The 1,841-nt window shown below is 57.0% G+C and carries 2 protein-coding genes; both read left to right on the top strand.

All coding sequences use genetic code 11. The features are described 5' to 3' along the window. Positions 1–378: 378 nt before the first annotated feature. Positions 379–1,554: an SIR2 family protein gene (locus Q0239_RS15345; RefSeq protein WP_298604497.1), complete on the top strand. Its 1,176-nt coding sequence runs from the start codon at positions 379–381 to the stop codon at positions 1,552–1,554. Then, the coding region (locus tag Q0239_RS15340) for a hypothetical protein (protein WP_298604495.1) at positions 1,554–1,841 on the top strand (288 nt) is incomplete at its 3' end. The genes Q0239_RS15345 and Q0239_RS15340, both read left to right, overlap by 1 nt.

Genomic DNA, 1,841 nt, shown 5'->3' with positions numbered 1-1,841 from the left:
CGGCTTTCAAGAGAAAGCGCACATTACGGTCGAAACTCGAAAGGCGCTAGCGTTCTATGTCATCAGGCGATGGCGCCTCAATGAAGCACAGACACGGCTCGAGTTGGAAACGATTGAAGAGGTGGATGGCCAAACAAACATTGCAAAACTGTGGGAGGGCCAGGACCCATAGATGTTGTTGTTTTGGAAAAATTCGGGCTCCGCTAGGAGACAGACTAGTGAGCAGCGTTTTCCGACTGACGGAAGCACAGGTGCCGATCTCGATAGACGGGCGAGATCAAGCGTGGGATGTTGATTTGGTAGCTCGAAGCATGGATGCGGATGCTAACGTCGGAGGAGCATAAATTGACTGTCAGTATTCACAATCCTGATCAATATATGGCGGCGCTACGGACGATCGTCGCGCAAGGCCGCAAGCGGATCGGGCTGTTGGTTGGCGCCGGAGCTGCTGCCGGCATGGTCAAGCCTGATGGTACTTATCCCCTTATCCCGGCGGTTGCGGGCCTCACTGATCAGGTGCTCACGACACTTGCACCGACCTATCAACAACAAATTGACGGTCTGAAGGCTGAACTCGCGCAGCACGACATCGAGACGATCCTTTCTCGGATTCGCTCTTTGAGCCAAGTGATCGGGTCGGCGAAGGTCCACGATCTCGATGGCACCGGCTTTGCCACTTTCGGCGAAGCGATCTGCTCCGAGATAGGCAAGATCGTGGACGTCCGATTGCCGGCGGCCGGTTCGGCTTATGCACATCTCGTGAATTGGATTACGGGCACAACGCGTGACTATCCGGTAGAGATTTTCACCACGAACTACGACCTGCTGTTCGAAGAAGCGTTCGAGTCTGTGCGAGCGCCATATTTCGATGGCTTCACGGGCGGTCGCGAACCGTTCTTCGACCCCGTGTCAGTGTCGCGCAGCGATCTTCCCGCGCGATGGACGCGGCTTTGGAAACTCCACGGCTCGCTTGGCTGGCGTGCGAGCGCGAAGGGAGAAGTGATCCGAACAGGCCAAAGCTCGGCAAGTCACCTCGTCTTCCCAGAACATCTGAAATACGATCAGACGCAGAAAGCTCCCTACGCCGCGTTGCTCGATCGCCTCCGTGCATTTTTGCTGACCCCCGACACGCTGTTGGTCTCTATCGGCTTTTCCTTTGCTGACGCACATATTCCGGCCCGGTTGGATGAAGCCCTCGCGCCGAATCCATCCTCCAGTGTATTCGCGTTCCAGTACAAGATTCTCGACGAAGAGGGGCCAGCGTGCGATCTTGCGCGCCGCCTGCCAAACTTCAGCGTCTATGCGCGTGACCAAGCCAAGGTGAACGGCATTCGTGGCGTATGGAAGGCACCAGCTGAACATCCGAACAAGGATTGGGGGCCAATAAGGTCGACCTATCTCGACAAGGACGGAAACTTCATGCTCGGAGCAATAGAACCATTTGCTCGGTTCTTCGCCGCGTCGCGATCGGTCCAAGCATTTCCCACACCACCGGCGCTGACAGCAACAGCGGCGGTGACGCCGCCGACAACTCCAACCGCGCCGGTGGTCTGATGATTGCTCCGACCCTTCTGGGCCATGTAGGGTCTGTCGCAGGTGCAACCGTAAGCGTGCGCCAATTCGAGGGCGTAGCCTCCGGCATCGCTATCATCGGCGGAAGGAGCTACCGAGTCGGTCAGGTCGGTAGCTTCGTGCGAATACCTCAAGGGTATCATGATCTCTACGCTATTATTTCCGAGGTAGGGGCAAGTGCGACACCAACGACGCTGACTAATGCGCTCGACCGCGGCGAACGATGGCTGACCGTTCAGCTCGTCGGCGAGATTGTCGAGGCATCGTTT

Origin of the sequence: uncultured Sphingorhabdus sp. (assembly GCF_937872355.1) — a bacterium.
Classification (GTDB): Bacteria; Pseudomonadota; Alphaproteobacteria; order Sphingomonadales; family Sphingomonadaceae; genus Sphingorhabdus_B.
The sequence above is the reverse complement of the archived record's forward strand: the minus strand, read 5'-3'. Positions and strand labels throughout refer to the sequence as shown.

Coding starts and splice junctions, on each gene's coding strand:
- Q0239_RS15345 (WP_298604497.1), top strand. CDS start 379: ATGGCGGCGCTACGGACGATCGTCGCGCAAGGCCGCAAGCGGATCGGG.